This window comes from Hyalangium sp. (genome assembly GCF_035629615.1).
Taxonomy (GTDB): Bacteria; Myxococcota; Myxococcia; order Myxococcales; family Myxococcaceae; genus Hyalangium.
Genome location: NZ_DASPHO010000422.1, coordinates 1 through 2,394 on the forward strand (window position 1 = coordinate 1; position 2,394 = coordinate 2,394).

Sequence of the window (2,394 nt, forward strand, 5' to 3'; positions counted from 1 at the left end):
GTGGGGCTGGCGCGCGCCATCGCCACCAACCCGGAGATCATCCTCTGGGACGAACCCACCACGGGCCTGGATCCCGTCACCACCCAGAGCATCAACGCGATGATCAACTCGATGAAGGAGAAGCTGGGCTGCACGTCCATCGTGGTGACTCACGACATGGTGAGCGCCTTCGCGGTGGGCGATCGCATCGCCATGCTGGCCAACCGGCGCATCGTCCAGGCGGGGACGCCCGAGGAGATGCGCCGCTCCACCGTGCCCGAGGTGCGCGCCTTCCTGGACGCACGGCGGGCGGAGCTCGAGCCGCGGGAGGTGGCCTCGTGAGCGTCTTCACGTCCACCCCGCGCGAGCGGCGCATGGCCTGGCGTGCGGGAATCTTCGTGGCGGCGGGGCTCGCCCTGGCCGGCGTGGTGGTCTTCTTCATCGGCCAGGAGACGCAGCTCTTCGAGGAGCATGTCACCTATCGCACCTTCTTCCCCAACGTGCAGGGCCTGACTGACGAGTCGCCGGTCTGGCTCGGCGGCCTGGAGGTGGGGCGGGTGGTGGCCATTGCCTTCACCGAGGAGTCGGGCGACCGCGGCATCGAGGTGCGTCTCCGGGTCTCGAGGAAGTACGCGGACCGGGTGCGGGAGGACTCGGTGGCACGGCTGTCGAGCCTCGGCGTGCTGGGCGAGAAGGCGGTGGACATCTCCCTGGGCACTGCGAAGGCGCGGCCCACCCCGGACGGGGGCGAGCTGCGCTCGGACACGAGCGGGGACCTGAACGCGCTGATGCAGGCGGCTGGGCAGGTGATGAACGACTCCCGGGCCATCAGCAGTGCACTGCGCACGGCGGTGGAGACGTACGCGGATCCGCGGCTCGCGGAGGATGTGTCGGCCAGCCTGCGCAGCCTCCGCGTGCTGCTGGAAGAGGTGGAGAAGGGCGATGGCGTGCTCCATGCGCTCATCTATGACAAGGAGGCGGGGAAGCAGGTGCGCGGGCTGCTGGCGAGCACGTCCCAGGCGGCGCAGCGGGTGAGCGCGGCGGTGGGACACGTGGAGGCGCTGCTGGGGGAGGTGCGCGAGGGGGACGGTACGGCCCACGCGCTCATCTACGGGAAGGAGGGCGCCCAGGCGCTGGGTGAGCTGGGCGCGGCGGCCGGGCAGCTCGCCGGGCTCATCGAGGACGCGAAGAAGAGCCCCAACGGTGCGGTGCACCAGCTCGTCTACGGGGACGCGCAGGGCATGTTCGCGGACCTGGGGAGCGTGGCGGCGGACCTGAGGAAGATCACCTCCACAGTGGCCAACGGGGAGGGGACGGTGGGCGGGCTCATCTCGGACCCCACCATCTACGAGGATCTGCGGCAGGTGCTGGGCAACGTGAAGCGCAACCGCCTGCTGCGCTCGCTGGTGCGCTTCTCCGTCAACAACCGCGAGGAACTGGACCAGGTCGGCAAGGTGAAGCAGGACCCACAAGAGACGGGGACAGGCGGCTCCGGCTCGAAGAAGTGAGGAGAGCGTTCCATGTGCCGTTTCATCTCAGGGAAGTACGGACTCATGCTCGTTGCGCTCGCCATGCTGGCCTGTGGCGACGGGCAGTCCTCCGACACATGCACCATCGGCGAGAACATGACGAACCCGCGCCTCGTGGCCGGGCTCGAGCCAGCTCCGGGCGGCTCGGTGATGCGGATCACCTGGGATCCTGGGACCCGCCAGGGCGCCGAGCTCCCCTCGGACTACTTTGCCGCCGTCCAGCTCTCGAGCGAGACGACGACAGAGCTCCAGGGGCTGATCCCCAGCGTCTCCCTGACGGGAGAGCGGGAGATCTCCGTTCGGTTCCGCAACCTCGGCCCCTACCTGAGCACCCACGACAACACCCTCGACTTCTCGCTGGCGTTCCCGGACCGCCGGGACTTCATCTCCTGCAGGCACGCGGGCATGGATGATGCGTACCTGCTGAAGGTCCACCTGGAGTTCAACGAGCAGCAGCAGCTCAAGCACGCCGAGCTGGCGGAAGATCTCACCTTGGGCGATATCTGAGGGATGACCTCGAGCTCCCCGCGCACTCCGCACCTGCTCTTCGTGGGGCTGGTGCTCGTGCTCGTGGGGCCGCTGGGGTGCATCCAGGGGCAGAGCTTCGCCGAGGAGGGCCCAGGTCCTTCCTCTCCCCCTCCGCTCCCCGAGGACGGAGGGCCGCCGCCGGGCCCAGGCTCGCAAGAGGAGCCGGCGCCAGGCACGGTGCGCATCGCCGCCTTCAACGTGCACCGCTTCTTCGACACCGTCTGCGAGTCCGGCAACTGCGGAGGCGCGGCCTATGAGGAGCTGCCGACGGCCGAGGTCTTCCAGGCGCGTGCGGGGCGCATCGCCCAGGCCATCAGCGCGATGAAGGCCGGGGTGGTGCTGCTCTCGGAGGTGGAGA

The 2,394-nt window shown here is 69.3% G+C and carries 2 protein-coding genes and 2 pseudogenes; all 4 read left to right on the top strand.

Features of this window, described 5'->3' with window-relative positions:
* Window positions 1-321, top strand: a pseudogene (locus tag VD972_RS21580) (ABC transporter ATP-binding protein); the annotation flags it as partial.
* Window positions 318-1,487 carry an MlaD family protein gene (locus tag VD972_RS21585; RefSeq protein WP_324989916.1) on the top strand — a complete coding sequence of 390 codons (1,170 nt, stop codon included), beginning with the start codon at window positions 318-320 and terminating at the stop codon, window positions 1,485-1,487. The pseudogene VD972_RS21580 and the gene VD972_RS21585, both read left to right, overlap by 4 nt.
* A 12-nt stretch (window positions 1,488-1,499) precedes the next feature.
* Window positions 1,500-2,015, top strand: a complete 516-nt coding sequence (locus tag VD972_RS21590; protein WP_324989918.1) for a hypothetical protein — start codon at window positions 1,500-1,502, stop codon at window positions 2,013-2,015.
* 3 nt (window positions 2,016-2,018) lie between these two features.
* Window positions 2,019-2,394: pseudogene (locus VD972_RS21595) on the top strand (endonuclease/exonuclease/phosphatase family protein); the annotation flags it as partial.

Bases quoted from the DNA above. Each gene is read 5' to 3' on its own strand.
- VD972_RS21590 (WP_324989918.1), top strand. From the start codon at position 1,500: ATGTGCCGTTTCATCTCAGGGAAGTACGGACTCATGCTCGTTGCGCTC.